Annotated in this window: 17 protein-coding genes; 8 read left to right on the top strand and 9 right to left on the bottom strand. The window is 70.6% G+C overall.

All coding sequences use genetic code 11. The annotated features are described in order from the left end of the window. Positions 1-32 precede the first annotated feature (32 nt). The gene (locus AC6JA9_RS10880) at positions 33-1,097 is read right to left on the bottom strand and encodes a hypothetical protein (RefSeq protein WP_223750254.1); all 1,065 of its coding nucleotides are present in this window, start codon (positions 1,095-1,097) and stop codon (positions 33-35) included. 336 nt (positions 1,098-1,433) lie between these two features. Continuing rightward, entirely contained in the window at positions 1,434-3,170 is a 1,737-nt protein-coding gene (locus AC6JA9_RS10875) for an FG-GAP-like repeat-containing protein (RefSeq protein WP_223750253.1), read from the bottom strand. Between the two features lie 826 nt (positions 3,171-3,996). Between AC6JA9_RS10875 and AC6JA9_RS10870 the strand changes: the two genes are divergently transcribed. Continuing rightward, a complete protein-coding gene (locus AC6JA9_RS10870; protein ID WP_223750252.1) occupies positions 3,997-4,989 on the top strand; it encodes a DUF2268 domain-containing putative Zn-dependent protease in 993 nt (330 codons plus the stop codon). 16 nt (positions 4,990-5,005) lie between these two features. Here AC6JA9_RS10870 and AC6JA9_RS10865 read toward each other — a convergent pair whose 3' ends face one another. Both AC6JA9_RS10865 and AC6JA9_RS10860 read right to left on the bottom strand, forming a co-directional pair. After that, complete coding sequence (locus AC6JA9_RS10865) at positions 5,006-7,255, bottom strand: S41 family peptidase (protein WP_497959627.1); 2,250 nt, start codon at positions 7,253-7,255, stop codon at positions 5,006-5,008. A 96-nt stretch (positions 7,256-7,351) separates the two neighbouring features. Then, on the bottom strand, positions 7,352-8,278 hold the full coding sequence (locus AC6JA9_RS10860; RefSeq protein ID WP_223750250.1) for a DUF808 domain-containing protein: 927 nt from the start codon (positions 8,276-8,278) through the stop codon (positions 7,352-7,354). Between the two features lie 211 nt (positions 8,279-8,489). On the opposite strand from AC6JA9_RS10860, the gene AC6JA9_RS10855 reads away from it, so the two are divergent. Continuing rightward, entirely contained in the window at positions 8,490-9,320 is an 831-nt protein-coding gene (locus AC6JA9_RS10855; protein WP_223750249.1) for a TrmB family transcriptional regulator, read from the top strand. Continuing rightward, positions 9,317-11,143, top strand: a complete 1,827-nt coding sequence (locus AC6JA9_RS10850; protein ID WP_497959626.1) for a retropepsin-like aspartic protease — start codon at positions 9,317-9,319, stop codon at positions 11,141-11,143. The genes AC6JA9_RS10855 and AC6JA9_RS10850 overlap by 4 nt, the downstream gene beginning before the upstream one ends. Here the strand turns inward: AC6JA9_RS10850 and AC6JA9_RS10845 are convergent. Further along, positions 11,121-11,552 carry a winged helix-turn-helix transcriptional regulator gene (locus AC6JA9_RS10845; RefSeq protein WP_223750247.1) on the bottom strand — a complete coding sequence of 144 codons (432 nt, stop codon included), beginning with the start codon at positions 11,550-11,552 and terminating at the stop codon, positions 11,121-11,123. The two genes, AC6JA9_RS10850 and AC6JA9_RS10845, sit on opposite strands and share 23 nt — an antisense overlap. Positions 11,553-11,676: 124 nt before the next feature. Between AC6JA9_RS10845 and AC6JA9_RS10840 the strand changes: the two genes are divergently transcribed. Then, a complete protein-coding gene (locus AC6JA9_RS10840; protein WP_223785474.1) occupies positions 11,677-12,447 on the top strand; it encodes an SDR family NAD(P)-dependent oxidoreductase in 771 nt (256 codons plus the stop codon). A gap of 105 nt (positions 12,448-12,552) precedes the next feature. Continuing rightward, positions 12,553-13,419, top strand: a complete 867-nt coding sequence (locus tag AC6JA9_RS10835; RefSeq protein WP_497959625.1) for a hypothetical protein — start codon at positions 12,553-12,555, stop codon at positions 13,417-13,419. A 7-nt stretch (positions 13,420-13,426) separates the two neighbouring features. Here AC6JA9_RS10835 and AC6JA9_RS10830 read toward each other — a convergent pair whose 3' ends face one another. From AC6JA9_RS10830 to AC6JA9_RS10820, 3 genes are all read right to left on the bottom strand, one after another. Next, a complete protein-coding gene (locus AC6JA9_RS10830; protein WP_497959624.1) occupies positions 13,427-16,132 on the bottom strand; it encodes an ABC transporter permease in 2,706 nt (901 codons plus the stop codon). Between the two features lie 17 nt (positions 16,133-16,149). Continuing rightward, positions 16,150-16,491, bottom strand: coding sequence for a PadR family transcriptional regulator (locus AC6JA9_RS10825; protein ID WP_223785471.1), 342 nt, complete (start codon positions 16,489-16,491; stop codon positions 16,150-16,152). A 199-nt stretch (positions 16,492-16,690) separates the two neighbouring features. After that, positions 16,691-18,337, bottom strand: a complete 1,647-nt coding sequence (locus AC6JA9_RS10820; RefSeq protein ID WP_497959623.1) for a serine hydrolase — start codon at positions 18,335-18,337, stop codon at positions 16,691-16,693. A 208-nt stretch (positions 18,338-18,545) separates the two neighbouring features. On the opposite strand from AC6JA9_RS10820, the gene AC6JA9_RS10815 reads away from it, so the two are divergent. After that, on the top strand, positions 18,546-19,958 hold the full coding sequence (locus AC6JA9_RS10815; RefSeq protein ID WP_497959622.1) for an amidohydrolase family protein: 1,413 nt from the start codon (positions 18,546-18,548) through the stop codon (positions 19,956-19,958). Between the two features lie 57 nt (positions 19,959-20,015). Further along, the gene (locus AC6JA9_RS10810; RefSeq protein ID WP_223785468.1) at positions 20,016-20,705 is read left to right on the top strand and encodes a TetR/AcrR family transcriptional regulator; all 690 of its coding nucleotides are present in this window, start codon (positions 20,016-20,018) and stop codon (positions 20,703-20,705) included. 96 nt (positions 20,706-20,801) lie between these two features. Here AC6JA9_RS10810 and AC6JA9_RS10805 read toward each other — a convergent pair whose 3' ends face one another. Beyond that, the gene (locus AC6JA9_RS10805) at positions 20,802-24,836 is read right to left on the bottom strand and encodes a PPC domain-containing protein (protein WP_223785467.1); all 4,035 of its coding nucleotides are present in this window, start codon (positions 24,834-24,836) and stop codon (positions 20,802-20,804) included. 586 nt (positions 24,837-25,422) lie between these two features. On the opposite strand from AC6JA9_RS10805, the gene AC6JA9_RS10800 reads away from it, so the two are divergent. Beyond that, positions 25,423-26,631: a glycoside hydrolase family 19 protein gene (locus AC6JA9_RS10800; protein WP_473571049.1), complete on the top strand. Its 1,209-nt coding sequence runs from the start codon at positions 25,423-25,425 to the stop codon at positions 26,629-26,631. Positions 26,632-26,720 lie beyond the last annotated feature (89 nt).

The raw sequence follows: 26,720 nt of genomic DNA, 5'->3' as shown, positions 1-26,720 counted from the left end.
CGACCGGTGCGCCCTCTCTCGTGAAGCCGTCGCTACTCGAAGAGGGAGAGCTGCCCCAGCGAGCGCAGCTGCCCCGTCGTCTCGCGCGGGACCGCCTTCACCCGGACCTGGGACACGGCCGTCGTGCCGGTCAGGTCCACCTCCACGAAGGGCCGCGCGCCCGTGCCCTCGAGCAGGTTGGCCAGGGGCACCCACTGCGTGCCGTCGGCGCTGCCCTCCAGCACCAGCTCGTTCACGGCGCCGGACACCTCGAAGTTGCGCAGCACCGCCTTGCGTGGCACCACGGGCCTGGCCAGCTGCACCACGACCTCCTGGACGCCCGTCTGGAAGAGCACGAGCCCATCCAGCTCTCCGTTCGTGAGGCGGCACGGCGTCTCCGCGTTCAGGTACGTGCACGTCGCGCCACGGCTCACGGGGACGAGCGCCCGGCGAGGCAGGGCCCGCTCATCGCTGACATAGGTGAGGCTCACCGACTCCGAGCCCGCCTTCGCGTCACGCTCGACGCTGACGAACGCCTCGAGCCCCGCCGCGTCCTCGAGGACGTAGTCGCTCAGGCGCACGGGCGACACGGCATCCGTCACCCGCCAGGCCTCACGCAGCGAGGGGCGCACGGACAACACATGCCCATCGCTCTCCAGCCCGTGCGTCGCGCGCAGGGAGCGGAAGCCCACGCTCACCCCTCCCGCCTCCTCGGTGGCCGTCATCGTGCCGGTCCACTCCTGCAGCACGGGCAGCTGCACCTCCGACTCCTGCACGAGGAACGCGGCGGAGACGCTCCGACCCTCACGCTGCGCCGGCGAGCGGAGGACGAAGCAGCGCGCGATGCTCCCGTTGCGCGTGTCCGCTCCCAACAGGTCCAGCTCGAACGTGCCATCCGCGCGGGCCTTCACCGACTTCCAGCTCGCCGTGAAGCCCGCGAACGCACACGACGAGTTGTCGCTGCGGTAGACCTTCAACATCGCCTCGGGCAACGCCGCGCCCGCCTCGTCGACCAGGCGCCCCTTCAGGACGATGTCCAGGTCATCCGCGACCTTGCTCTCGGTACAGCCGACCACCCACGTCAAACCACCCAGTGTCAACGCGCGAATCCATCGCATGGGAACCCCCTTGGCCAATGAGCCGGGGCTTCATTGCAAGATCGGGCGCAGGGGCCGCTCCCTCTGGAGGCGCGGAGCAGGGCCCGTCCTTTCGTGACAGGGCCGTCATGGCGAGCCCCCTACGCGGGTGCCACCGCCACTTCGCGGTGGCCTCGCCGGGGCCGAGAGCCCAGGGCGATGCGCGGCAGTCGAGCAACGCGCGGAGCTTGGGCGCCTCGGTCTCCGGGACGGCGCCACGCAGCTCGACGGGGTCGAGGAGGAAAGGGGAAGGCAGCCACATGGGCTGAAGCCGCGCTCCCCGCTCCGACACACGCGGTACCGGAGCGAGGCGTCGTGTCACGGCAGGCAGGTCGTCGACAGCAGCGTGAGGGACGTCGAGCCCACCTGGCTCACCATCACCTCCAGCCGGTCACCGCCGCTGAAGTTCCCGGCCGCGAGCCCGCGCGGCATGGCGTCCAGCACCACATCCCTCCTCGCCGCGAACGAGCCATCTCCCAGGCCGCGCAGGAAGCTGACCGTCTTCGACTCGTCGTGCGTCACCGCGACATCCAGGTGACCGTCCTGGTCGAAGTCCGCCACGAGCAGCGCGCCCACTTCACCCAGCACGGGGAAGCGCTTCGCGGCATCGAACGTGCCGTTGCCTCGGCCCAGCCCCACGCTCACCTCGGGTTCGTTGAAGGAATCTCCCTTGCTCGTCACCAACAGGTCCGCCCGGCCATCGTGATTGAAGTCAGCGGCCGCCACGTGCCTGGGCTGGTTCTGGGCGGAGTAGCGAGCGCCCGAGCGGAACGAGTTGCCGTCTCCCGAGCCGAAGTAGACGTAGACGTCGGAGACGAGCGACGCGGGGAGCGCCACATCCAGGTGTCCGTCCCCGTCGAAGTCCGCCGTGGTGACGGTGAGCGCGGCGAAGGGGAGGTTGAAGTCCTGCCGGGTGAGCGCGCCGAACCCATTCCCCCTCATCCAGCTCAGCGTCGAGCTGCCCGTCGAGAGGCTCGTATTGACGGTGAAGACATCCAGGTTCCCATCACCGTCGAAGTCCGCGGTCGTCATCGCCCACGGCCCCGCGCCGGTGAGCGTGCTGCGTCCCTCGCCGAAGTCGCCGTTGCCGAGCCCGGGCAGCACGCTCACCGTCTGGCTGCGCGTGTTGAGCACCGCCACGTCCAGCAGCGAGTCGTTGTTGAAGTCGCCGGTGAGTACCTGCTGCGGGTCCGCGCCGACGCCGAACTCTCCCTGCTTGCGCACGCGCCCCTCGCCCTGTCCGAGGTAGCTCGCCACCGTCCTCTCGGTCATCCGGGTCCCGGCGAGGTCCGGCTTCCCGTCCTTGTCGAAGTCCCCCGCGACCAGTCCCCGGAGCTCCGCCTCCACGGCGACCTGGGGGAGCTTCGTCCAGCCGACGTTGTCACACCGGGTCTTCGACAGCCGAGGCGCCGAGGGCGGCCCCTTCCCCACCGCGGTCACCGCGCGGACGACGACCTGGTACTCCGTCTCCGGCGTCAGCCCGGTGAGCAGCACGCTGGTGCTCAGCGTCGCCTCGGAGCGCGGGGTGGCGGCATCGAGGAGCTCGACGACATACGACTGCACCCTCGCGCCTCCATCCGAGTCGGGCGGCGCCCAGCTCACCTGGAGCGTCGAGTTCCCGGGGAAGACCTCGAGGATGCGTGGGGCGCCCGGCAGGGCCAGCGTCGTCACGGGGGTCGAGGAGCCCGACTCCGGCCCGTCACCGGCGGCGTTGGTGGCGCGGACGTGGAAGGTGTAGCTCGTGTTGTCGGCGAGCCCGGCCACCAGCGCGGTCGTGGCGCCGGTCGTCGTGGTGGTGACGCCGCCGGTGCCCGTCACCGTGTACTTCACGATGGCGCCGCCACCGTTCGAGGCGGGCGCCTTCCAGCTCACCTGCGCGGAGCGGACACCGGCCTGCGCCTGGACCTCCGTCGGCGCGCCCGGCACCGTCACCTCGGGCTCCGGCTTCGGCGGAGGCCCCTCGCCTCCACCGCTGGAGCCACAACCCGCGCACACCCCGAGCAATCCCACCAGCAGCGTGGCCACGAAGCCGCGCGCATGCACATGAAGCATCATTCCGTCCCTGTTCGAAGAGCCCCGGCCAGCCATGGACGGCCCGCTGAGCAAGCCATATGCCCATGCGCGCCCCGAGGAGGACAGGTGCGAGGCGTGCACCGCATGGCACAGGGACTGTGAGGCGGAGGGCACGCCGCCCCCCTTCCCTGCACAGCGCATCCCGCTTCACTCACACCGCGCGCTGAATCAGACCCGGGTCAGGGGCCATGATTCGCAGCGCCGAGGTCATTCATGGTGAGCCTGTGGGACATGCTGAGCCTGTTGTGGGTTGCATCCACCGTCGGCGGAACGCTGGGCGGCGCCCTGAGCGCGGGCGGAGGCTTCGCCCGGTTGAGCCTGGGCCTCTTGCTGGGGCTCGCGATGGGCGTGCTCCTCGCGCTGGGCTTCAGCTTCCCTCTCCGTGAAGCGTCCGTGGCGGCCGTGCCCATCAGGGGCACGTGGGGACGCAGTCGATGGGCTGGTTCCTCCACGTCCCCGCCGAGCAGGACCAACAACCTCCCGCAGCGCAGACATCCGCGCACTGCTGTCCACACTGGTAGCCGCACCCGGCCCTGCACTCGATAGCCGAGGCACCGCCCGGCGGCGGGCCATCACAGGCGTCCTCCGACGTCGAGTCACCACAGGCGAGGCAGACCCCCCACGCACACAGACTCAGGCCCCTCAGTCGCTTGCTCACCAACGTGTCGCCTCCAGGTTCTCGGGGCAGAAGACCACGGAACTCCCGACACAGCCGTCACGATTCGCATCGACAGCGCGGTGCGCGAATGCGGAGACAGGGCGGCCCGGGTATAGGGACATCACCTTGGGGGGATTCCTGGAGCACCGAATGCAGTGGAGAACAGCGGTACTGGCGGCCCTCCTCATGGGGTGCGCCCCCACGTTGAAGCCCCCCGAGACGTCCCTCGCATCCCCGACCGTCGCCGCGTCCACCGCCGTGGTGACGGAGGACATCGAGCGCTTCTGGGTGGCCCACGACGCCGCGGTGGCGACCCCGGATGTCGCCGAGCGCGCCGCCCTCCTCCAGCGCCTCTACATCGACCCGGGGAGCCCCGGGCTGCACGCCCTGATGCAGGCGCGTGACTACACGGCCCAGTCCTACGCGGACGTCATCACCCGCTATCCCAGGTACTGGGCCTCCGTCCGCCCGCTGACGGCGCGGGCCCGGAGCGCGGCCGCGTCGTTGGAGCAGGACCTGGCCACCTTGCGGAAGCTGTATCCCGAGCTGCGGCCCGCCACCATCACCTACGCCATCGGCGCCATGCGCACCGGCGGCACGACGCTCGGCGACAAGGTGCTCATCGGCGCGGAGATTGCGCTCACGGACGAGTCGGTGGACGTGTCCGAGTTCCCCGAGCCGATGAAGACCCGCCTGGGCGCCTTCTTCGCCACGCGCCCCATCGACAACAACGGCCAGAACAACGTCCACGAGTACGTGCACACGCAGCAGCGAGACATGGCGGACGTGCTCGCCTCGCGCGTCGTCTACGAGGGCGTGGCCGAGTTCGTCGCCGAGCAGGTCACCGGCAAGCGCCCCCCGCTGGAGATGTACCGCTACGGCCCCGCGCACGCGGACGCCATCCGCGAGCACTTCGTCGCGCAGATGGACGGCGCGTCCCTGACGGACTGGCTCTACAACGCGCCCACCAACACCTTCGGCGTGTCGGACCTCGGCTACTACGTGGGCTACGAGATTGCCCGGGGCTACCACGCGCGGGCCGCCGACAAGCGCGCGGCCCTCCGGGAGATGATTCAGCTCGACTACGGCGACGTCGCCGCGGTGAAGGCCTTCATCCAGGCCTCCGGCTACTTGCAGCAGTAGCCACGCGCCGCCGCCCTCACTCCCTCCGGGTGGCGGCCTTCGGCGCGGGCTCCTCGCGCAGCACCTGGAGCGCGCGCTCGAGCAGCTCGTCGCGGCCCGCCTGCAGCCCCGCGAGCGTGGGCCGCACCTTCACGTGCGGCTCCAGTCCCTTCTTCTGGAGCTGCCGCCCGTCGCCGTGCAGCACCGCCTGCCCGGTGAAGTAGAAGACCACCCCTCCGGGCAGCAGCGCCCGGGTGACGTCTCCGTCCGTCCCCGTGGTGGGGCTGCCCACGAAGACGGTGTCCGTGGTGGCCGCCAGCAGGAGCCCCATGTGCTCGGCCTGGCTGATGGCGCGCGCGTCGATGAGCGTCACCGTGCGGCCCCGGTACTTCGGGCCCGGGCGCGCCGGCACGGCGTCACTGGACTTCAGCTGGCTCGAACGCAGGCCCCGCACCAGCGGGCGCTCATACACGGCATACGGACGCGAGCCCTTCACGTCGAGGTACGGCCCGAGCGCCCACATCGTGCCGCGCGGATAGTCCCGCAGGTCGAACACGATGCCGCGCGTGTCCTTCAGCGCCTCGAACATCGCGGGGACCTGCTGCTCCTCCAGCAGCCCCAGGTCCACGAAGCCGATGTTGCCCTCCAACATCCGCCAGGGGCTCCCCACCTGCGCCTGGGGTGGAATCCCGCGCCGATGCGTGCCCTTCACCTCCCGCAAGCCCTGGGGACCGCGCACGCCCAGCGTGGACACGGTGCCGTCCGGCGCCGACGCCGCGCGGCGCAGGCGGAAGTCCCGCAGCATCTGCGGCGTCGACGCCGCCACGTAGGGCGTGACGCGACGGACCCTCGCCTCGAAGGGCTCGCCATTGAAGGTCTCGATGACATCCCCCACGGCCAGGCCCGGCACGGCCTCCGGGACGAACACCTCCAGCACCACGGCCTTTCCGTCGAGGTCGGTGAGCCAGATGGGCAACGAGGCGCCATAGAAGCGCTCCAGCTCGGGGTGGCCTCGCATCTGGGCGTGCCCGTCCTCGAGCCACGTGGCCGCCTCGACCAACGTCAGCGCATACGCCTGCGCATCCTTCGCGGCCTCCAGCTTCTGGAGCAGCCCGGGCAGCCGCGCCTCCCAGGGACGGCTCAGCAGCGAGTGGTAGGGAAAGAAGAATTGAACCACGCTCCAGAACTTGGCCCCCGCGAGCAGCCGCAGCTCCCGCGAGGGCTGGAGCGCGTCCGGATACGCCGGCTCGGGGCGCCAGGCGGGGACGGGCCTGGAAGACAGTGCCACCGCCGCCGCCTTGGGAGGCCGGTTCGCCAGCGCGAGCGCCTGCCGCAGCCCCTCGTCGGGCCCCGTCGTCGTCGCGCGCGCGGGCCGCTTCACGTCCGCCTCGAGCGGCAACACCGGCTCATCCAGGCTCACCAGCGCCTGGAAGCCCTCGCCCAACGGCACGGGGAGCTGGTGATTCAGGGACGCGATGCTCAGCGGCCCCTCGGCCACCAGGAGCGCCTTTCCCTGGGCGCGCAGGGCCAGGATGGCGACATCGAGCGCGGAGTCCTCATCGACCAGGAACACGAGCCGCGCGGGCTTGCGTCCCGGGGTGCCCACAAGCAGCTCACTGGCGGAGGCGACGAGCTCGGTGTGGTAGGTGCCGTCCGTGCCATCCTGCGCGCGCAGCCCCGCGTGGGCCACTTCGCGAAGCCCCGGCACGCTCAGCTCGCCTTCGATGAAGTGCGGCAGCAGCCGCGACGCCACCCACGAGGCGCCATAGCGCTCGAGCCCGCGCATGCGGAGGTCCAGAACCACCGCGCGCGCGCGGGCGGCCTCCGCGTCGAGCGTGGTGCTCAGCTCACGGAAGGTCGCGAACGCCTCCGGCCCCAGGAGGTTGCGCAGGTCCAGCACCAGGACGTCCTTCTCCCAGCTCTTGAGCGGACGCAGGGCCGGCGCGGGCTCCTTCCGGACGACGGGCGTCTCGGGCTCCACCAGCGTCGCTGGATCACCGAGCACCGCGAGCATCCCCTGCACGGCGGCGGCGTATTCGCGCGCGTCCCTCGCGGCCTCCACCTTGGGGAGCGCGGCGAGGAAGGCCGCGTCCCACTCGGCGGGCATGGAGAAGGCCCAGGGGTGCCGGAAGCGGACATCGCCCCACAGCTTCACCAGCCGCACCCGACGCTCCGCGCGCAGGGCCTCGGTCGTGTCGGCGGTGGCGGCACCGGGCGGCGCCGCCCCCGTGAGACACAGGAGGGCCAGGGACCACAGGGAGATTCGCTGGAGCAGCGCGCGCGTCATCGGGACATCCTCCCGACCTCGGGGTGGAGCTTGCGACCTGCGCGCAGCTCACCCGACTTCGCACGGGTGACGCAACCACCCGGGCTTCGCGCGCCGCTACTTCTTCTTCACCAGCTTCTGGCCCAGCGTGAGCAGGAGCACCAGCACGCCGCCCGCGGCCAGACCCACCGCGCCGTTGAGCAGCATGGGGGCCAGGCCGCCCAGGATGCTGCCCACGCCGGGCGCCGACGAGGCCCAGGCCGTGAACGACTCTTCCATGTGGTGCAGGGTGGAGACGCCGTGCACGAGGATGCCGCCGCCCACCAGGAACATGGCCGCCGTGCCCGCCACGGAGAGGAACTTCATCAGCATCGGCGCCGCGCGGAGGATGCCCGCGCCCAGGCCGCGCTGGAAGCCGCTGGCTTGACGGCTGAGGTAGAGCCCCGCGTCGTCCAGCTTCACGATGCCGGCCACCAGCCCGTACACGCCCACCGTCATGATGAGCGCGATGCCCACCAGCACCGAGACGCGGGTCGCGAAGGTCGCCGCGGCCACGGTGCCCAGGGTGATCGCGATGATTTCGGCGGAGAGGATGAAGTCGGTGCGCACCGCGCCCTTGATCTTGTCCTTCTCCAGCGCCACCAGGTCCACGGCCGGGTTCGCCAGCGCCTCGCGCAGCTCCGCCTTGTGCGCCTCGTCCTCCGCGCCGTGCAGGAACTTGTGGGCGATCTTCTCGAAGCCCTCGAAGCACAGGTAGGCGCCGCCCACCATGAGCAGCGGCGTCACCAGCCACGGCGCCAGCGCGCTGATGGCCAGCGCCGCCGGCACCAGGATGGCCTTGTTGACCAGCGAGCCCTTCGCCACCGCCCACACCACCGGCAGCTCGCGGTCCGCGTTCACGCCCGTCACCTGCTGGGCGTTGAGCGCCAGGTCGTCTCCGAGCACGCCTGCCGTCTTCTTCGCCGCCACCTTCGTCAGGATGGAGACGTCATCCAGGATGGTCGCGATGTCGTCGATGAGCGCAATCAGACTGCTGCCGGCCATGAAGTGTCTTCCCGAGGGAGGTGAGGGACGTCGCTGTACCGCCAGGACGGATTAGCACAGCGGGGAGTCCGGGGCACGGCTTCGCGCGGGGCCCTCGGACCTCCCTAAGCAGGCGCCCCGGAACGCGAAAGTCCTCCCCCGGGAAGGCAGGCGAGCACCCCGGGCCGCTTCATCGGCTTGACTATTATTATCTTCGAGTAATAACAGCCCCATGAACGCGGATGAAGGGCTGGTGGCGCTCGGGTTCACCGAGGTCGAGGCGCGGGTGTACTGCGAGCTGCTGAAGGGGGCGCCGGCCACGGGCTACCGCCTGGCGCAGGCGCTGGGGAAGGCGCCGCCGAGCATCTACCAGGCGCTCGCGTCGCTGGAGCACAAGGGGGCGGTGCTGGTGGAGGAAGGCGAGCCGCGCTCGTTTCGTCCCGTGCCTCCGGACGAGGTGCTCGCCGCGCTGCAGCGGGGCTTCGAGACGCGCAGGAGCGAGGCGGCGAGCGCGCTGCGCAAGCTGCACGCCCCCGCGCAGGACGACCGCATCTACCACCTGAAGAGCACCGCGCAGGTGATGGAGCGCGCGCGGGCGATGATTGCCTCGGCCACCGAGCAGGTGCTCTTCGACCTCTTCCCTCCCCCCTTCACCGCGCTCGTCCCCGCCCTCACGGAGGCGAGCGCGCGCGACGTGGCCATCGCGGGGCTCGTCTACGACGAGACGCCCAAGGTGGCCTTCGACTGCGTGCTGTCCTCCAACGCGGAGTTCGTGCGCGAGCGCTGGCCGGGCGCGCAGCTCACGCTCGTGGTCGACGCACGCGAGTTCCTGGTCGCGCTGCTCACCCCCGACGGCGCCGGCGTCAAGCAGGCCATCTGGAGCGACAGCGGCTACCTCTCCTGTCTGCAACACAGCGGGCTGTCCGCGGAGGTGCGCCTGAGCGCGCCCCAGGCCACGCGCGCCCGGCTGTCACGCGCCTTCTCCCTCGTCGGCTCGAGCCCGCCCGGACTGCGGCAGCTCGTGGGCCAGCCCTCCACCCCCAAGCGCGGAAACACCCCATGAGACCCCTGCTCCCGCTCCTGTTGGCCCTCGTGCTCCTCCCTCTCACCGCCCCCGCGGACGCGACGCGGACGCTCATCGCGCGTCACCTCGCGTGGCGCGGTGGGGACGCCTTCACGCGCCTGGAGAGCCTCCATGTCCGAGGGAAGACCTCGACCTCCGGGCTCCAGGGGACGATGGAGTCCTGGAGCCATCGCGACGGACGCGTCCGCCACGACGAGGACTTCGGGGTGGTGCGCCACTCGATGGCCTTCACGCCCGAGGGCGGCTGGAAGCTCAACGCCAGCGGTCAGGTGGAGGATGCCTCGCCCACCGACGCCCGCGACGCGCGGCACCAGCTGGCGTTGGAGCTGGGGACCGCGCTGCGAGGGGGCGACGGCGCGAAGCTCGAGCCCCGCGCCGATGAGACGCGGGATGGCCGCGCCTGGAAGGTGGTGCGCGTCACCTTCGGCGACGAGGACCTCTATGACCTGTTCCTCGACGACGCCACTGGAGCGCTCCACGGCCTGCGCATCCGCGAGAACAACGTCACGCGCTTCGTGCGCCTGGGGGACTGGCGGCAGGTGGAGGGCGTGCGCATGCCCTTCCTGGAGGAGGAGCTCACCGACAACCCGGACTCCGACTCGCGCACGGTGGTGGAGACGCTGGAGCTGAACGTGCCCATCGCGCCCGCGGTGTTCGAGCGTCCCCAGGACGTGCGCAAGGCGCGCTTCACGAACGGCCGCCACACCACGGGCTTCCTCCCGTTCGAGTTCTTCGACGACAACCGCGTCTTCATCCCGGCCAGGGTGAACGGCAAGCCGACGCAGGTGCTGCTCGACAGCGGCGCGGAGATGACGGTGGTGGACGCGGCCTACGCCCGCACGCTGGGGCTGAAGACGGAGGGCCAGGTCGCGGCGGTGGGCAGCGGCGGACAGGCGCAGGCGCAGTTCGCGTCGGGCGTGGACATCGGGATGGGCAACCTCAGGCTGACGGGGTTGACGGTGGCGGTCATCGACCTGGCCCCCGTCGCGCGGATGCTGGGACACCCGCTGCCCGTCATCCTGGGCAAGGAGGCCTTCCATCAGCTCGTGGTGGACGTGGACTTCCCGAACCGGCGCGTCGCCTTCCACGACCGCGCCCACTTCAAGCCGCCCGCGAAGGCGGTGCGGCTGCCGCTGGTGGAGTCCGCGGGCGGGCAGCGCGCGGTGCAGCTCTCCATCGAGGGCCGGCCCGCCATCCCCGTGCTGTTCGACGTGGGCAACGGCGGCGCGCTCTCGCTCTTCCCCGCGTACTGGGAGGAGGCCCGGCTGCTGGAGGGACGGCCCAGCTCCAAGACGTTGTCCGGCGCCGTGGGCGGCCTGAGGGAGCGCGACGTGGCGACGCTGAAGCACATCGAGCTGGCGGGCGTCACGCTGGAAAACGTGCCCACGGTGTTCGACGACGCCGGCAACAGCATCTCCACCTCGGACCGGCTGCTCGGCAACCTGGGCCTGGGCGTCCTCGCGCGCTTCCGGATGCTCACCGACTACCAGACGGACACGCTGATGCTCGTGCCCGACGCGCGGGCGCTGCGTCAGCCCTTCCGCAAGGACCGGTCCGGCCTGCTCGTGCTCCCCTCCTCGGAGGGCCGGCTCGAGGTGAAGCTGGTCGCGCCCGGGAGCCCCGCGGAGGCCGCGGGCTGGAAGGTGGGCGAGGAGATTGTCGCCATCGACGGCAAGCCGCTCGGCCCCGACGCGTCGAACCAGGCGCGGTCCAGCTGGCGGTATCGCGCCAGCGGCCAGACGGTGGTCCTCACGGTGAAGGGCGGCGAGCAGCGCAGGCTCACCCTGCGCGACTACTACTGACGGCCGGGCGGGCGGCGGTACCCGCTCGCGTCGCGGGTGCCCGTCGCCTCGATGACGCGCCCGTCGGCGCCGGCTCGTCGAGGGCGCGCAGCTCGGCGGCGTGGTGCTTGCCCCAATCACACAGCGCGCCCACGATGGGCCGCAGGCTGAGCCCCAGCGCGGTGGCCGTGTACACGACGCGCGGCGGCACCTCCGCGAACACCTCGCGCGCGACGACGCCGTGCAGCTCCATCTCGCGCAGCTGCTGCACCAGCACCTTCTGGCTCACGCCCGGAATCACCCGTCGCAGCTCCGACAGCCGCTTGGGTCCCTCGAAGAGGAAGTAGAGGACGAAGATCTTCCAGCGCCCGCCAATCACCTTCAGCGCGCGCTCCGCGGGCACCAGCGGGAGCTCCTTCACGATGGGCATGGTTACCTCCAGGTTCCTAGGGAACGAAGACGTCCGTAGAGGGGGAAAAGGTCTATAGTTCCCGGGACGGGACGTATTTACAACTCAGGCCAGCAATCACGCGGCACGAGAGAGGAATACGCCCATGTCCGAAGCCACCAGGCAGGTCCCCATCGCCCTCATCACCGGCTCCAGCCGGGGCCTGGGCCGGAGCGCCGCGCTGGCGCTCGCCGAGCGAGGCAGCGACGTCATCGTCACCTACCGCTCGGGGAACAAGGAGGCGGACGAGGTCGTCCAGGCCATCCGGGCCCGGGGGCGCAAGGCCGTCGCCCTGCGGCTGGAGGTCGGCAGGACGGACACCTTCGACGCCTTCGTGTCCCAGGTGCGCGAGGCCCTGAAGCAGACGTGGGGCCGCGAGCGCTTCGAGTCCCTGGTCCACAACGCGGGCGTCGGCGGCTACGCGCCCTTCGTCGAGACGAGCGAGGCCCTGTTCGACGAGCTCCTCGCGGTGCACTTCAAGGGCCCCTTCTTCCTGACGCAGAAGCTCTTGCCCCTGCTCGCCGACGGTGGGCGCATCGTCAACGTGTCGACGGGGCTGGCCCGCTACGCCCTCCCGGGGCTCTCGGTCTACTCGGCGGCCAAGGGCGCCCTCGAGGTGCTCACCCGGTCGCTCGCCGTCGAGCTGGGCGCGCGGCGCATCGCGGTGAATGCCGTCGCGCCCGGAGGCATCGTCACCGACTTCGGCGGCGGCGTCATGAAGGACCCCGCCCTCCAGAAGACCGTCATCGAACAGACGCCCATGGGGCGCCTGGGACAGCCCGAGGACGTCGCGGGTGTCATCGCCATGCTGCTCGCGCCGGAGACGGGCTGGGTCACCGGCCAGCGCATCGAGGTCACCGGCGGCTATCGGCTCTGACGGCGCGCGCGAAATAACAAACAACCCAGGCCCGCGTCGTCCAGGTGTGGTGCTCGCGCACGGGGAACAGGCCCCGTCGACGAAGCACCACATCCCGGAGGACGTATGTCCTTGAACACGTCGAGGCTGTGGAGCTGGAGTCTCGTGGTGGGGTTGGGGCTCGTGGGCTGCGAGGCGGCACCGCCGCCTGGAATGGAGTCGGAGGCCACGCTGGGCGAGTCGGCGAGCGCCGTGGTCATCCCCCCCACCACCTCCTTCGACTGGCCCCCGTTCGCGAACGTGACGGACGTGTCCCTGGGGTCGGGGCATCGCACCGTGGCGGTGGCGCCGGGCAAGCCCTTCTCCCTGTCCACGGACTACTTCGTGGGGGCGGACCCGTGCATCGGGTGCAACAACCAGCTCGTGTTCGGGGTGCAGGATGGCACCGGCGCGTGCGCCTTCGATGGCGTCGGTCCCGTGCAGAGCCACGCTGACGTGGAGCTCATCGCGCCCACGACCCCGGGCATCCACAAGGTGCACGGCAATCACACGCGCGCGCCGGACTGCGCCGCGGCGCTCGGGGCGGCGGTGAGCGGACCGGCCTTCGGGCTCATCGGCGTCTACGCCGACCCGTGGGAGTGGAGCTGGGGCAGGGTCAACAACCTCCGGCTGAACGGGAACAGCTCGCACAAGATCAACGTCTTCCCGGGGGCTCGCGTCGACATCACCACCGACTACAAGCTCGACCCGGGGTCGGGCGGCTGCCCCGGCTGCTGGGCCCAGCTGGTCTTCGGAATCGACCAGGGCTCCAAGACGTGCATCTACAATGGCATGGGCACGACGAGCGCCACGAACAGCACCTTCTCGCTCACCGCGCCCACCCAGCCGGGCCTCTATCCCGTCTGGGCCGCGGCCCAGTGGGCCTTCACCTGCGACCAGGCGCTGTCCTGGTCCAACGGCGGCGCGCCCGTGGCCTTCATCGAAGTGAAGTAGCGGGAGGCTACTCCGAGCGCAGCACCTCGGCCGGGTCCACGCGCGCGGCACGGCGCGCGGGCCCGAAGCTCGCCACCACCGCCAGGGCGGCGAGCAGCGCGCACACCGCCGCCAGCACCAGCGGGTCCGTGGCGCTCACCTCGAAGAGCAGCGCCCCCAGCACCTGCCCCATCAACAGCGCCCCCAAGAGCCCGAGCACGATGCCCAGCCCCGTGAAGCGCAGCGACTGGAGCACCACCATGCCCGCCACCTGCGCCGCGCGGGCTCCCAATGCCAGCCGGATGCCCATCTCCCCGCGCCGCTGGCCCACGATGAAGGCGATGACGCCGTAGAGCCCCACCGCGCTCAAGAGCAGCGCCATCCCCCCGGCGATGCCGAGCAGGAACAGGGTGAAGGACGCCCGCGCCACCGACGGCGACTTCGCCAGCACGCGGTCCATCGTCTGCGCGTTGGCCAGCGGCACCGTGCCGTCCATCTGCGCCAGGATGCGCCGGATTTCGGGCGTCAGCGACTCCGGGCGGGAGGTGGCCGTGCGCACCACCACGGCGGGCGAGCGGCGCGGCCCCCACAGCGGCAGGTCCGCGGCCGGCGCGAGCGGGAAGAACACCGCCTCCGACGGCGCCTGGTCCAACCCGTGGGCCCGCAGCGGCCCCGTCACGCCGACGACCTTGTAGAACGGCGGACCGAAGCCGTTGCCCCGGATGCCCTTGCCCAGCGGGTCCTGCCCCGGCCAGAGCCGCTCGGCGAGCGCCTGCGTCACCACCACCCCATCCGACTTCTGCTCCAGGTCATCCCACGTCAGCTCACGCCCCTGCACCAGCGGGATGCCCAGGGCCTTGAAGTACCCGGGCGCCACGCCGGGCGTGGTGACGCAGGGCATCTTGGAGGGCTCCTGGGACATCCCCTCGACGGCCAGGGCGGCGCAGCCTCCGAAGCGGCCCAGCGGCAGGTGCGTGGACAGGCTGGCGCTCTTCACCCCGGGCAGCGCCTCGATGCGCGACAGCAGCTCACCGTAGAAGCGGTTCACCTCGTCGTAGCCCGTGTAGCGCGTGCGAGGCAGCACGATGTCGAACGTGAGCACGTCGCGCGAGTCCAGCCCCGGGTCCACCCGGTGCAGCGTCCAGTAGCTGCGCAGCATCAACCCCGCGGCGGCCAGCAGCACCACCGCCAGCCCCACCTGCCCCACCACCATCCCTCCGCGCACGGCCTGGCTGCGGCGCGAGGACGTCAGCCCCCGACCCGACTCGCGCAGCCGCGCCAGCGCCTTGTCCCCCCCGAGCAGCGGGAAGAGCCCGAAGACGACGCCCGCCAGCAGCGCCAGCCCTCCGGCGAACACCCCGCCGCGCCAGTCCAGGCCAATCTCCCGCAGACGCGGAAGCCCCGAGGGCTCCATCGAGACCAGCAGGCTCAGCGCCCCGTGCGCGAGCACGAGCCCCAGCCCGGCGGCGACGCCACACAACAGCAGGCTCTCCGTGAGCGCATGCCAGGCCAGGTCCCGCCGGCCGGCGCCCAGCGCGGTGCGCACCGCCAGCTCCCTGGAGCGCGCCTCCGAGCGCACGAGGAAGAGGTTGGCGACATTGGCGCACGCGATGAGCAGCACCAGCGCCACCGAGCCCAGGAGGATCCACAACACGCGGTCCGCGTCCCCGACCACGTGCCGGGCCAGGGGCGACACCCGGGTGGTGAAGCCCGTGTCCCGCATGAAGCTCTCGGTGTACGCGAGCGGGAAGAGCTCCGGCAGGCGCGTGGTCAGCGTGGCGAGCTCGGCCCGAGCCTGCTCCAGCGTGACGCCGTCCTTCAGCCGGCCCGCGGCCCGGACCCAGTGCGAGTTCTCCGGCGGGCTCGTCGGGTCCAGCTGCAGCGGCCGCCAGAGGTCCACGGTGTCATCCGGGAGGTGGAGGCCCGGCGCCATGACGCCGATGACCTCCGTGGGCTCGTCATCCAGCCGTATCGACGTGCCCAGCACCTTCGGGTCCGCGCCGTACTGCCGCACCCAGAAGTCGTAGCCGAGCACCACGGTGCGGGGCGCGCCGGGCACATCCACGTCCGGGGTGATGATGCGGCCGAGCGCGGGCCGCGCGCGCAGCACGTCCATCAGGCTGGCCGACACCAGCGCCACGTCCACGCGCAGCGCGCCCTCCTCGGCGGCGAGGCTGCCGTTGGACGTGTCGAGCGCCCCCAGGGACGCGAAGCCGCGGGCCTCCTTCTGGAAGTGGTGGTAGCCGGCCACGGACAGGTCCCACCGGGCCTCCGGCGCGAGCCTCGGCACCGGGCTGTCCAGCCACACCAGCCGCTCCGGGTCCGCGTACGGCAGCGGGCGCAGCACCACCGCGTCCACCACGGAGAACAGCGCCGTCGTCGCCCCCAACCCGAGCGCGAGGGTGAGCACCGCCATCACCGCGAAGGACGGGCTGCGCGCCAGCGAGCGCAGCGCCTGGCGCGTCTCGCGCGCCACCATGTCCCAGAGCTCCGTGCGGCGCGTCTGTCGTGCCATGCGCTCGTCAATCACGTGGGTCTCCTCGCGGTAGGTCTTCACATCACCGAAGCGCGCGAGCGCCTCCGCGCGCGCCGCCTCGGGGGTCATTCCCCGGGCCACGTACTCCTCGGTGCGCATGGCGAGGTGGAACTCCAGCTCCTCCGCCACGTCGTCCTCCAGCTGCCCGCGACGCACGAGCGCGCGCAGCGCGTGATAGCGGTCCTTCATCCAGCGCATGGGACGCGGTCCTTTCCTCAGGCGCCCTGCATCACGGGCCGGGCCTGGAGCACCTTCGACACGGCCTCGGTCATCCGCTCCCAGGAGGAGGCCTCCTGCGCGAGCTGCCTGCGGCCCTCCGCCGTCAGCGTGTAGAACTTCGCGCGGCGGTTGTTCTCGGACACACCCCAGTCCGCCTTCACCCAGCCCCGCTTCGTCATGCGGTGCAACGCCGGGTACAGCGAGCCCTCCTCCACCCGCAGCGCGTCATCCGTCGTGCGCTGGAGCCAGCTCGCCACCGCGTAGCCATGCATGGGCCCGCCGGTCAGCGTCTTGAGGATGAGCATGTCCAACGTGCCCTGCAGCAGCTCGGTCTGCATCGTGTCCCCTAGAATGTCTAGGGGTAGATAGCTCCGCTCCCCTAGAACGTCAAGGGGAGCGGGTGTCGGCGCGCAGGGCGTCGAGCTGCGCATGCGCCACGCGGCGTCGGAGTCTACGCCCGAACCCGGCCGCCTCCGAGCGGGTGCAGCCAACGGGCACCGGCGTGCAGCCAACGGGCCCGCCCGCCTGCCCTCCGCGTCATGCCTGCCGGCGGGTGAACACGCCCAGCTTGTCGCGATTCCACGCGTTGATGGTCAGCGAGGCGGCCCGGTTGCGCGCGAAGGTGAAGATGGCGCCGGAGAACCCGGACGCGTTCTCTCCCGTGGTCTGGAAGAAGAACTCGTCCCCGCTGTAGTGCATGAGCGGGAAGCGCTTGCCCGCGGGCCCCACCGTGAAGGACAGCATGCCCTGCTGGAGCGACACGGTGAGGTCGCCGTAGACGCGGTTCGGATACGTGCCGACGTAGGCGCCCAGGTTTCGCGGCGGCGTCGGGTTCACCGCGGGCCGCGAGTACTTCGTCTGGTCCTCGGTGACGGGCTCGGACACGATGGGCCCCAGGTAGGCGAGCCAGTTCCGCGTCGAGGCGTTGTAGCGGACGATGTCCACGAACTCGGCGGCGATGGCCTCCGGCAGTCCCCGAGGGTCCGTGTTCGTCAGCACCGCGATGCCCAGCTTCTTCGACGGATACAGGAGGATGCTCGTCGCGGCGCCACGCCCGAAGGCCCCCGAGTGGCTCAGCCGCAGCTCCCCGGTGTTCTCGTAGTCGACGTTCCAGCCCAGGCCGTAGAAGCCGCTGCGGCCTCCGAGCTCCTCGGGCCCATGCGTGACGCTCTGCGGACGCCAGATGGCTTGCAGCCCCGCGGTGTCCACCAACGGCCCCTGGAGGCCCGGGACGACGCCGCCCGCGAGCAGCATCGTCAGCCACCGGGCCAGGTCTCGCACGGACGCGTTGGCGCCCCCCGCGGGCGCCTGGCCGTCATTGTTCGCGCCCAGGTCCGGCGTCCACCGACCGTTCACCAGCGTGTGCAGCGCCGCGCGGTTCTTGCTCGCCTGCAGCTCCGCGAAGGAATAGTTCGCGCTGGTCATCCCCAAGGGAGCGAAGAGCACCTCGCGCGCCAGGTCTCCCCACGAGCGCCCCGTGGACGCCGCGAACGCCACCGCGCCGGCCGTGAGCCCATAGTTCGTATAGGCATACGTGTCGCGGAAGCGGGACAGGGGATACAGCGCGAGCTTCGAGATGATCTGCTCGCCGGTGTAGCCGAGGTCCTCGAGCAGATCTCCCGCATGGTCCGGCAGGCCGCTGCGATGCGAGAACATGTCGGCGACGGTGACGTGCTGGCCCACCCACGGGTCCGCGAGGGTGAAGCCGGGGCGCAGCGACTGGAGCGTGTCGTTCCAGCCCTGCCCCTTGGACAGCTGCCGCGTCAGGGCGGCGGCAATCACCGTGGAGCTCAGGGGCTTGGAGACGGAGGCCAGCTGGAAGACGGTGTCCGGGTCGACGTCACCCACGACTCCCGCCTGCTTCTCCCCGATTCCCTTCAGGTAGCGGACGACGCCGTCGTACACCACGGCGACCGCGATGCCCGGGACGGTGGTGGCCGCCTTGTCCTTCTTGATGATGTCCTCGAGCACCGCCAGCGCGCGCGTCACGCCCTCTGCGGTGATTTCGCCGCAGGCCGGCACCGGCGCGGCCGTGGGCCCACGAGAGACCTGCGCGGGCACGGCGGCCTGGGCCGTCGAGGGGCCTCCCGTCACGGCCACCCCGACACCCGCGGCGCCAAGCCCCTGCAACACCGCCCTGCGCGGCAACACGGATGTCGAGCCGTTCACATCGTCCTGCGCCATGTCGGCCTCCTCGGTCTGACGTCGAAGAGGTTTCGACGAACCGGCGCGCGGAGGGTGGGAGGCAGCAGGCACCCGCGCAACGTCCCGAAGTCCAGTTGCGCGGCGCGGCCCTCACGGCAGGGGCCTCACGTTGACTTTATATACGGCCTATACAAATCATCCTGAAAACGCGTCATGGGGCCGACGACGTGGCCCGGGAGAGAGACACATGGCGGAGCGCTGGCTTCTCCAGGGGGCGACGGTGGTGACGGGAGACCCCGAGCACGAAGACCTCCCGTGCGGTGACCTGCTCATCGAGGACGGCCTCATCGTGGCGATGGGGCGCGGCTTGAGCACGGAGGGATGTCGGGTGCTGCCGCTCACCGGGAAGCTGGTGATGCCGGGACTCATCGACACGCATCGACACACCTGGCAGACACCGCTGCGTGGGCTGGGCGCGGACTGGACGGTGATGGACTACCTCGCCGCGGTCCGCGTGAAGCTCTCCCCGGTGTTCCGCCCCGAGGACCTCCATGCGGGGACGCTCGCGGGGGCGCTCGAGGCGCTCGACGCGGGCATCACCACGCTGGTCGACTACTCGCACTGCATCAGCTCGCCGGAGCACGCGGACGCGGCGCTCCAGGGGCTCCAGGACTCCGGCATCCAGGCCCTCTTCGCCTACGGCTTCGCGCCGGGCCCCACGCCAAGCCCGGCCTTCCCCTCCCCCGAACATCGCTTCGCGGACGCGCGCCGACTGCGAGCGGGCCCCCTGTCCTCGGACTCCAGTCGCGTGCGCCTGGGCATCGCGCTCACCGAGATGCAGGTGCCCTGGGAGCAGAGCCGCGCGGAGGTGCACACGGCGCGCGCGCTGGGGGTCCCCATCAGCCTGCATTGCTCGGCGTGGCCCGTCACCGGGCCGAGCGAGGTCGAACAGCTGGCGCGTGAGGGGCTGCTCGGTCCGGACCTCCTCTTCGTGCACTGCACGTTCAGCGGGGACGAGGACCTGGCGCGCATCGCGAACAGCGGCGGCTCCATCAGCGCGACGCCGGAGTCGGAGCTTCAGATGGGCATGGGGTTCCCCATCGTCGGGCGCGCCCTGCGCGCGGGGGTGAGGACCACGCTGGGCTGTGACGTCGTGGCGAGCAACGGGGGTGAGCTGTTCACGGCGATGCGGCTCGCGCTCCAGTCGGAGCGGGGCCGCGCGAACGCGCTCGCGGGACTGCCTCGACGCCTGGACCTGAAGGCCCGCCAGCTGCTCCGCATGGTGACGCAGGACGCGGCGGACGCCATCGGCCTGGGGGCCGTCACGGGCTCACTGCGCCCCGGGAAGCAGGCGGACCTGGTCGTGCTCTCGGCGGACTCGCTGAACCTGAGCCCGCTGGGCGCACCGCGAGACGCCATCGTGATGCAGGCGCATGCGGGAAATGTCGAGTCGGTGATGGTGCGCGGAAAGCTCGTGAAGCACCGAGGCGTCCTCCTGGGGACGGAGGTGTCCGGTGTCCGACGCCAGGTGCTGCGGGCCCGCGACGCGGTGCTCGAACGGGTCGGCGGGATGTCGGCGCTCCTCGCCGAACACGCGCGGCTGGAGGAGCACTGGGACCTGGGCGCGGGGCGTGCACCTGGGACGACTGTCACGCGCTGACGACACGAGGCCCAGAAGCCGGTTGCGCGCCCCTGGAAGCCGACTACGTTCGCGGGAGTGAAGACCCCCAAACCGAGAGGGCGGCCTCCCCGGCTGTCCGGTCCGCTCGTCATCGAGACGGCCGCGAAGCTCGTGCGGGAGAACGGGCTGCGAAACCTCTCGATGCGCGCGCTGGCGGACAGGCTCGGCGCGACGCCCATGGCCTTCTACCACCACGTCGGAGACCGCGACGCGCTGGTGGCCCACGTGGTGGAGCACATCTTCGAGCAGCTCGTGCTCCCCGACGCCAGCCTCGCGCCGCTGGACTGGCTGCGTGAAGTGGCGACGCGGGTGCGCGCGCTGGGGCTGGAGCATCGCGGGGTGATGGACTTCCTCCTGGAGGAAGGGCCCGCCGTGCACGGGGCGCTGGTCGTCCTGGACAGAACCGTCACGAAGCTGCACGAGGCGGGCGTGCCGTGGCACGAGGCGGGGGACCTGCACAACACGTTCTTCTCCTGGCTCGCGGGCACCATCCGTCGCCAGGAGCAGTGGGCCGCGAGGCAGGAGGATGCGCCCCCTCCCCTCCAGCGCTTCCACGCCGCCGCCCTCGCGCTCCCAGCCAAGGACTACCCGGGTGTGGCGCAGACGCTGACGCGCATGCGGACCCTCGATGTCGAGGCCGAGTTCCAGAACAGCCTCGACTTCATGCTGGAGGGAATCGGCCGACGCCTGGAGCAACACCGCGCCAGGAAGCCCCGGGGGCGATAGTCGGACGGCTCAACGTTTGAAGCCGACGTCCAGGGCGCGGACGAACGGCGGGGGGCGCCGCGCATCTCGCGCCCCCCCCGCGTGCGCCGGAGCGCGCTACAGCGCTTCCACGAACATCGCCAGGTCGCGATAGGCACCGGAGGGAGTCATGGTGACGTACCAGACGCCCGGCTCGGGGTCCAAGACCCAGCAGGAGTTGTAGCTGCGGAAGTCCGACGACATGCAGCCGTACTCCGTGGCCGTCGGCGGGCTGTCCTTGCGCGCCGCGACCTTCATCGCGCCCGAGGGAGAGCCCGTGTCCATGCCCGCCGCCTCCACCGCGAGGTGGTCCATGCCCGGGGGAACCATGACCTTGAAGGTCCTCGCGAGCGCGGACGAGGCGGTGAGCCCCTTCGTATAGGTGCCGCTGCGCACCAGCGACACGGCGTCCACCTGCTGGGCATGGAAGCCCACGACGCGCGCCGAGGTGAAGGTCGCCGAGGTGGACCTCACCAGCGCGTACCAGGTGCCCGCAGCGGGCGCCGACACCTGACACCGCACGGTGCCCGCGGTGGGCTCCGCGCAGCGCGTGCTCGCCGTCGTCGGCAGCGCGTCCTTCGCGAGGAAGACCGCCAGGTCGCCCGTCGTCGCCGTCTGCTGGCCGGACACCTCGAAGAGCAGCTCCGTCTCCCCCGCCGGCACCTCCAGCGTGAAGAACTGGGGCTGGCCCGGCTTGATGACGAGGTTGGGCAGGGGCACGCCGTTGGTGAGCGCCGTCACCGTCTGCGCGGCGAGCATGCCGCCGGTGAGCGACAGGCCGCGATACCGCGCCGTCCCCGTGAGCGACACGAACCACGTCCCCGCGCTCGGGTTGGGGATGACACACACCCGTCCGTGGGTGGTGGTGGAGCCGGTGCAGTCCACGCTCACGCTGCCCACCGGCCGACCTCCAAACTTCACCTTGAGGGTCGGGTTGCCCACGCCGTTCCCCGTGCCGAACCACAAGAGGCCCTGGCCCGGAGGAACCTCCATCCGCCACACCTGCTGCGAGCCGCCCTCCGCCGTCAGGCCGGTGAGCGCGACGTGGGACGCCAGCGAGGCAATCCCCTCCGCCTGCGTCATCGAGTAGGTCCCCGACAGGCGCGCCATGGACGACAGGTTCGTCACCGTCTGCGTCCAGTGCCCCACGTACCACGTGCCGGCGCGAGGCTGGACGAAGTCACAGTTCTCCTCGCTGCCCATCGCGTTCCTCGACGCGCAGTCGTAGCTGTAGGTGGTCGGCGGAGCGCCGTAGCGCACGTAGAGGTTCGCGTCGCTGGTGAGCGTGCCCTCGCCCTTCAGGTTGAAGTTCAGGTGGCTCGCGCCCGGAGGGACCTCCAGCCGATAGACGGTCATGGTGGACACGGGGACGTTCTGGACGGGCTGTTCCCACATGCCGTTGACCAGCGCGCGCGCCTCCCGGTTCGTCGTGGTGATGCGCATGGCGCCGTTGAACGCGGTACTGCCAGACAGGGTGATGTACCAGACGCCTCCCGCGGGGGTGGGGATGTCACAGGAGCGCCAGGCCTTGCACTTGTAGGAGAACTCGGTCGGATAGGCCCCGTGCTGGATCCAGAGCTCCGGCCCGACGGAGTCGTGGTACTGGCGGCCCAGCATCTCCACCAGGAGATAGGGCAGGCCCTCGGGGAGCTCCAGGCGGTAGGTCCGGAAGACGTTCGCCGAGGACGGCACGGGCGTCGCGGTGTCCGCGACGACGGAGGAGATGGGCCCCGTCTCCGAGTGCCTCGCCACGAGGGAGGCGTTGGAGCCCGAGCCCGGAGGCGGCCACATGCTGGTGACGCGCACGAGCACGAACCAGGGGCCCTCCTGGGGGTCGAAGTAGTCACACCGCTCGTAGGACGAGTACGACTGGGTGGAGGCGCAGTCGTAGTCCGTGTTCGTCGGCAGGGCGCCGCGCTTGACGTAGAGGCTCGCGTCCGCCTGGCTGTAGCCCTGCGTGACGAAGGTCAGGCCGGTGCGCCCAGGCGGTACGTCAAAGCGGTAGTAGGTCCCTTGGAAGGTCTCGGCGATGCCGTTCACGGTGACGCCGTTGAACAGGGGGAGCGGCGCGGTCACCTTCGCGGTGAGCGTGCGGTCCGTGAAGGCCGCGCGCGAGCGGACGCGCACGTACCAGGTGCCACCCGCGGGACGCTCGATGACACAGGGCGTGAGCATGAAGCACCCCGTGGTGCCCGTCGCGGGGGGCGGGCTGCCCGGCTGGGCATCCACCATGACGTCCAGGGTGGGGCTGCTCAGGGCGAACTCGAGCTTCACCTGGTGGGGCGGCACCTGGAGGGTGAACAGCCGGTCCTCCAGCGGCATGCCGGAGAACGGTGCCGAGGGCTGGTCGAGCACCAGCTCTCCGGTGGAGACGGGCACGACGCTGGTGTAGCCGGCCGTGAGCGTGTGGCCCGCGAAGTCGCCGTAGCCGCCCGGCTCCACCCAGAAGTGCCACGTGCCCGCCGCCGGCGCGTCGATGACACACGAGCCCGGCAGGGACTTCCGGCAGGCATAGCCGCCGTCGTGCACGGGCCGGCTGCCACGTCGCGCCGACACGTAGCCCGAGCCCGTCCCACCCTGCGCCCAGATGGCCAGCCGCGCCTGGCCCGGTGGGACCTCCAGCGTGTAGTAGAGGCGGTCATCACTGTGGCCGCCCACGCCCGTCACCGGTTGGAGGTTCGTGAGCGCCGTGTTGCTGACCACGCCCTTGTAGCGGCCCAGGACCGAGAGGTACTCGAACTTGCGATACGGGTACTCCGGAGCCACCCGGACATACCAGGCACCGGCGCGAGGCTCCTCGAAGGTGCAGCGGCTCCCGGTGCTCGACCGGCTGCAGTCGTAGTCGGTGCCCTCGGGCGGGCTGCCGTACTTCACCGTCATCAGGAAGGAGCCGAAGAAGAGGGACGGCACCTCGAAATAGAGCGTGGCGACGGACTCCGGGACGTCCAGTCGGAACAGGAACGGCCCGCCCGCTTCGCTGTCGAGGCGGGACACCTCCTGACCGTTCACCAGCGGAACGGCCAGCTCCAGGCTCACCGACTGCGCGAGCAGCGTGACGACACTGAACGCCGCGTAGGCCCGCACCATGACGTGGTACGTCCCCGCCACCGGGGCCGTCACCGTGCACGTCTCCGTGTTGCCGGTGGCCCATGAGCGGCAGTCATAGCTGGTCGTCGAGGGGTTCCCGCCCCGCTTGACGTAGAGGTCCGCGTCGCCGGTGCCTCCCGAGAGCGTGACCTTCAGGGAGGCTTGCTGCGCGGGCACCTCCAGCGTGAAGAAGAGCATGGCGTCCTTGGCCGCCGAGAGGTTCGTCACCGGCTGGCCATTGATGAGCGCCGTCACGGGAGGCACCACCGTGCCCACGAGCTTCGCGCCGCTGAAGCCCGTGTAGCCGCGCAGCATGACGTACCAGGTCCCTGCCTGGGGGGCTGACACCTCGCAGGACTCCGTGTTGCCGGAGGTGTTGGAGCGGCAGTTGAACGTCGCGAGGTCGGGCGTGGAGCCATGCCGGAGGTAGAGGTCCGCGTTGCCCGTGCCTTCCGAGAGCGCCACGCTCAGCCGCGTCTGTCCCGCGGGCACCTGGAGCGAGTACATGAGCCAGTCGCCCACGACGCCGGACACGGCCGTCACGGCCTGGCCGCTGGTGAGCGCGCGCACGGGGCTGGTGCCCGTGCCGTAGGCGGAGACGGTGGCCGTGAGCGTCACGTTGGAGAAGGAGCTCGTGGCGGTGAGCAACACGTACCAGGTCCCGGCGACATCTCGGCCGGACACGGTGCAGCGCTCCACGCTGTCGGCTCCCGCGGACGTGCAATCACCCGTGGTGGCCGTCGGCGCGGCGCCGAAGCCCACCTTCATGTCCAGGTTGCCGGGTCCTCCCGTCGTGGCGAAGGTCACCGCGCTCTGGTGGGCCGGGACGTCCAGGGTGTAGAGCCGCTGCCCGCCCGCGGGAGCCGCGATGAAGGGGATGGGGGTGCCCGGGGTGAGGACCCCGTCCACCAGCTTCTGCGAGCGGCCGTCGGTGGAATCCGGGTCCGAATCGCGTGACTCACCACTGCAGCCGCTCCACAGGAGCAGCGCTCCCGCGAGCAGGAAGATGCGTTGAAGACTTTTCACAGGGGTCCTCGAATCGAGTCAGGGCCTCGCGGTGAGGGCCGCGAAGCCGCTGGAATTTGCAATCAGGTGACACTTGCTTCCGTCACCCTCGAACGGACCCGGGCGCGGATTGTCGCGTCGCGCCGCGCGGAATTTTCACCGGGCGTTTCGGACAAGGAGGACCCACGAGGTCTCGAAGCCGCCCTCGGAGGACACGGCCACCTCCTCGACGTCTCGGGTTCTCGAGGTCTCCATCTCCACCGGACTTCCGGGCGCGCGACGCCGAAGGCGACATCGACAGGCCGGACTGGGCGCCATGGCATGGAAGCCATCTCGTGCCCGGTGACCTCATCGCGCGGCTGCAGCAGGAAGCGGTGAACGCTCACGAAGTGGCTTGCGACCCCAGGACATTTGCATTGCTCATCAGTCGACCTGCGCCGCCACAGCGCGTCTGCTGGTCAACGCTCCCCGCCCATCGGCTTAATTAGCTTAATCATGTTTTACTGCTCTATGCATGATGTTGGCGGCCCGGCCATCCGGAGCCAGCGCCTCCGCTCTCCCTTGGCGTGGAGCGCCCGAGAAACCGTCGACCACAAGGAGCACCATCATGTCTGGCCATCTTGCTTCACGCAGTCTGGCGTTGCTGGGAATCTGTGGGGGCCTGAGCGTTCTGGGAGGCTGTGAGCGCGCCGAGCCAGCGTCCGCGGACCTCGACCCGGTGGGCCAGGTGGAGAGCGCCGCCATCGTCGACACCATCACCGCGGGCACCTACGTCATCCGCTCGGTGATGACCAACAAGTGCATCGACGTCGCCTCGTCGAGCACGGCGGACGGCGCCAAGGTGCAGCAATGGGATTGCAATGGAACCAATGCACAGCGCTTCGTCGTCACGCCGACGTCCGGCGGCTACTTCAGCATCATCAACGTGAACAGCAACAAGGCGCTCGACATCAAGGAGGCCAGCGTCGCGGCGAACGCGCTCGTCCACCAGTGGAGCTACGGAGGTGGAACGAACCAGCAGTTCCGCTTCGTGAAGGAGGTGGGCAGTGAGTTCAGCATCCGCGCCCGCCACACGGACATGGCCATCGACGTGTACTGGGGCAATACGGCCAACGGCACGGAGCTGGTGCAGTACCCCTACGAGCAGCGAACGAACCAGCGCTGGACGTTCGACCGTGTCGATGGAGGCGGCGGCACGGGGCTGGCGGCCATCCTGAGCGAGTCCACGTTCAACGCCATGTTCCCGAACCGGAACCCCTTCTACACCTACAGCAGCCTCATCGCCGCCGCGAGCACCTTCCCGGCCTTCGCCAATACAGGCTCGCTGGAGACGCGCAAGCGCGAGGTGGCGGCCTTCTTCGCCAACACGGCGCACGAGACCGGGAACTATGTCTACATCGAGGAGATCGCCCGTGGCCCCTACTGTGGGACCTGGGGCCCGCCGGGGTGCAACTGCGTCGCAGGCAAGCAGTACTACGGACGTGGGCCCATCCAGTTGTCCTGGAACGGCAACTACTGCGCCGCCGGAGCGGCGCTGAACCTGCCCCTGCACACGAACCCCGACCTGCTGGCCCAGGACGCGAACGCCTCGTGGCGCTCCGCCTTCTGGTTCTGGACCACCCAGACGGGTGCCGGAACCATGACCCCACATAGCGCCATGGTGAACGGGGCCGGCTTCGGTGAGACCATCCGCACCATCAATGGAGCGTTGGAGTGCAACGGTGGAAACCCGGGGCAGGTGCAGAGCCGCATCCAGAAGTATCAGGACATCGCCAACCTGCTCGGCGTGAGCCCTGGCGGCAACCTGGGCTGCTGAGAGGCAAGTCCCAACGCTCGTGGAGTGGGGCCGGAGGATCGACGGCCTCACCCCACGGGTGCGACTGCGCCAACATCACTGGAACGAGA

This window comes from Myxococcus sp. MH1, assembly GCF_059738865.1.
Note: the sequence above shows the minus strand (reverse complement) of the source record. Positions and strands in the feature narration are given on the sequence as shown.

Excerpts from the sequence above, each read along its gene's own strand:
- AC6JA9_RS10830 (WP_497959624.1), bottom strand. The coding sequence starts at position 16,132 with ATGCGCTGGATGAAGGACCGCTATCACGCGCTGCGCGCGCTCGTGCGT.
- AC6JA9_RS10825 (WP_223785471.1), bottom strand. The coding sequence starts at position 16,491 with ATGCAGACCGAGCTGCTGCAGGGCACGTTGGACATGCTCATCCTCAAG.
- AC6JA9_RS10850 (WP_497959626.1), top strand. The coding sequence starts at position 9,317 with ATGAGACCCCTGCTCCCGCTCCTGTTGGCCCTCGTGCTCCTCCCTCTC.
- AC6JA9_RS10800 (WP_473571049.1), top strand. The coding sequence starts at position 25,423 with ATGTCTGGCCATCTTGCTTCACGCAGTCTGGCGTTGCTGGGAATCTGT.
- AC6JA9_RS10880 (WP_223750254.1), bottom strand. The coding sequence starts at position 1,097 with ATGCGATGGATTCGCGCGTTGACACTGGGTGGTTTGACGTGGGTGGTC.
- AC6JA9_RS10845 (WP_223750247.1), bottom strand. The coding sequence starts at position 11,552 with ATGCCCATCGTGAAGGAGCTCCCGCTGGTGCCCGCGGAGCGCGCGCTG.
- AC6JA9_RS10855 (WP_223750249.1), top strand. The coding sequence starts at position 8,490 with ATGAACGCGGATGAAGGGCTGGTGGCGCTCGGGTTCACCGAGGTCGAG.
- AC6JA9_RS10820 (WP_497959623.1), bottom strand. The coding sequence starts at position 18,337 with ATGGCGCAGGACGATGTGAACGGCTCGACATCCGTGTTGCCGCGCAGG.
- AC6JA9_RS10870 (WP_223750252.1), top strand. The coding sequence starts at position 3,997 with ATGCAGTGGAGAACAGCGGTACTGGCGGCCCTCCTCATGGGGTGCGCC.
- AC6JA9_RS10860 (WP_223750250.1), bottom strand. The coding sequence starts at position 8,278 with ATGGCCGGCAGCAGTCTGATTGCGCTCATCGACGACATCGCGACCATC.
- AC6JA9_RS10865 (WP_497959627.1), bottom strand. The coding sequence starts at position 7,255 with ATGACGCGCGCGCTGCTCCAGCGAATCTCCCTGTGGTCCCTGGCCCTC.
- AC6JA9_RS10835 (WP_497959625.1), top strand. The coding sequence starts at position 12,553 with ATGTCCTTGAACACGTCGAGGCTGTGGAGCTGGAGTCTCGTGGTGGGG.
- AC6JA9_RS10875 (WP_223750253.1), bottom strand. The coding sequence starts at position 3,170 with ATGATGCTTCATGTGCATGCGCGCGGCTTCGTGGCCACGCTGCTGGTG.
- AC6JA9_RS10815 (WP_497959622.1), top strand. The coding sequence starts at position 18,546 with ATGGCGGAGCGCTGGCTTCTCCAGGGGGCGACGGTGGTGACGGGAGAC.
- AC6JA9_RS10840 (WP_223785474.1), top strand. The coding sequence starts at position 11,677 with ATGTCCGAAGCCACCAGGCAGGTCCCCATCGCCCTCATCACCGGCTCC.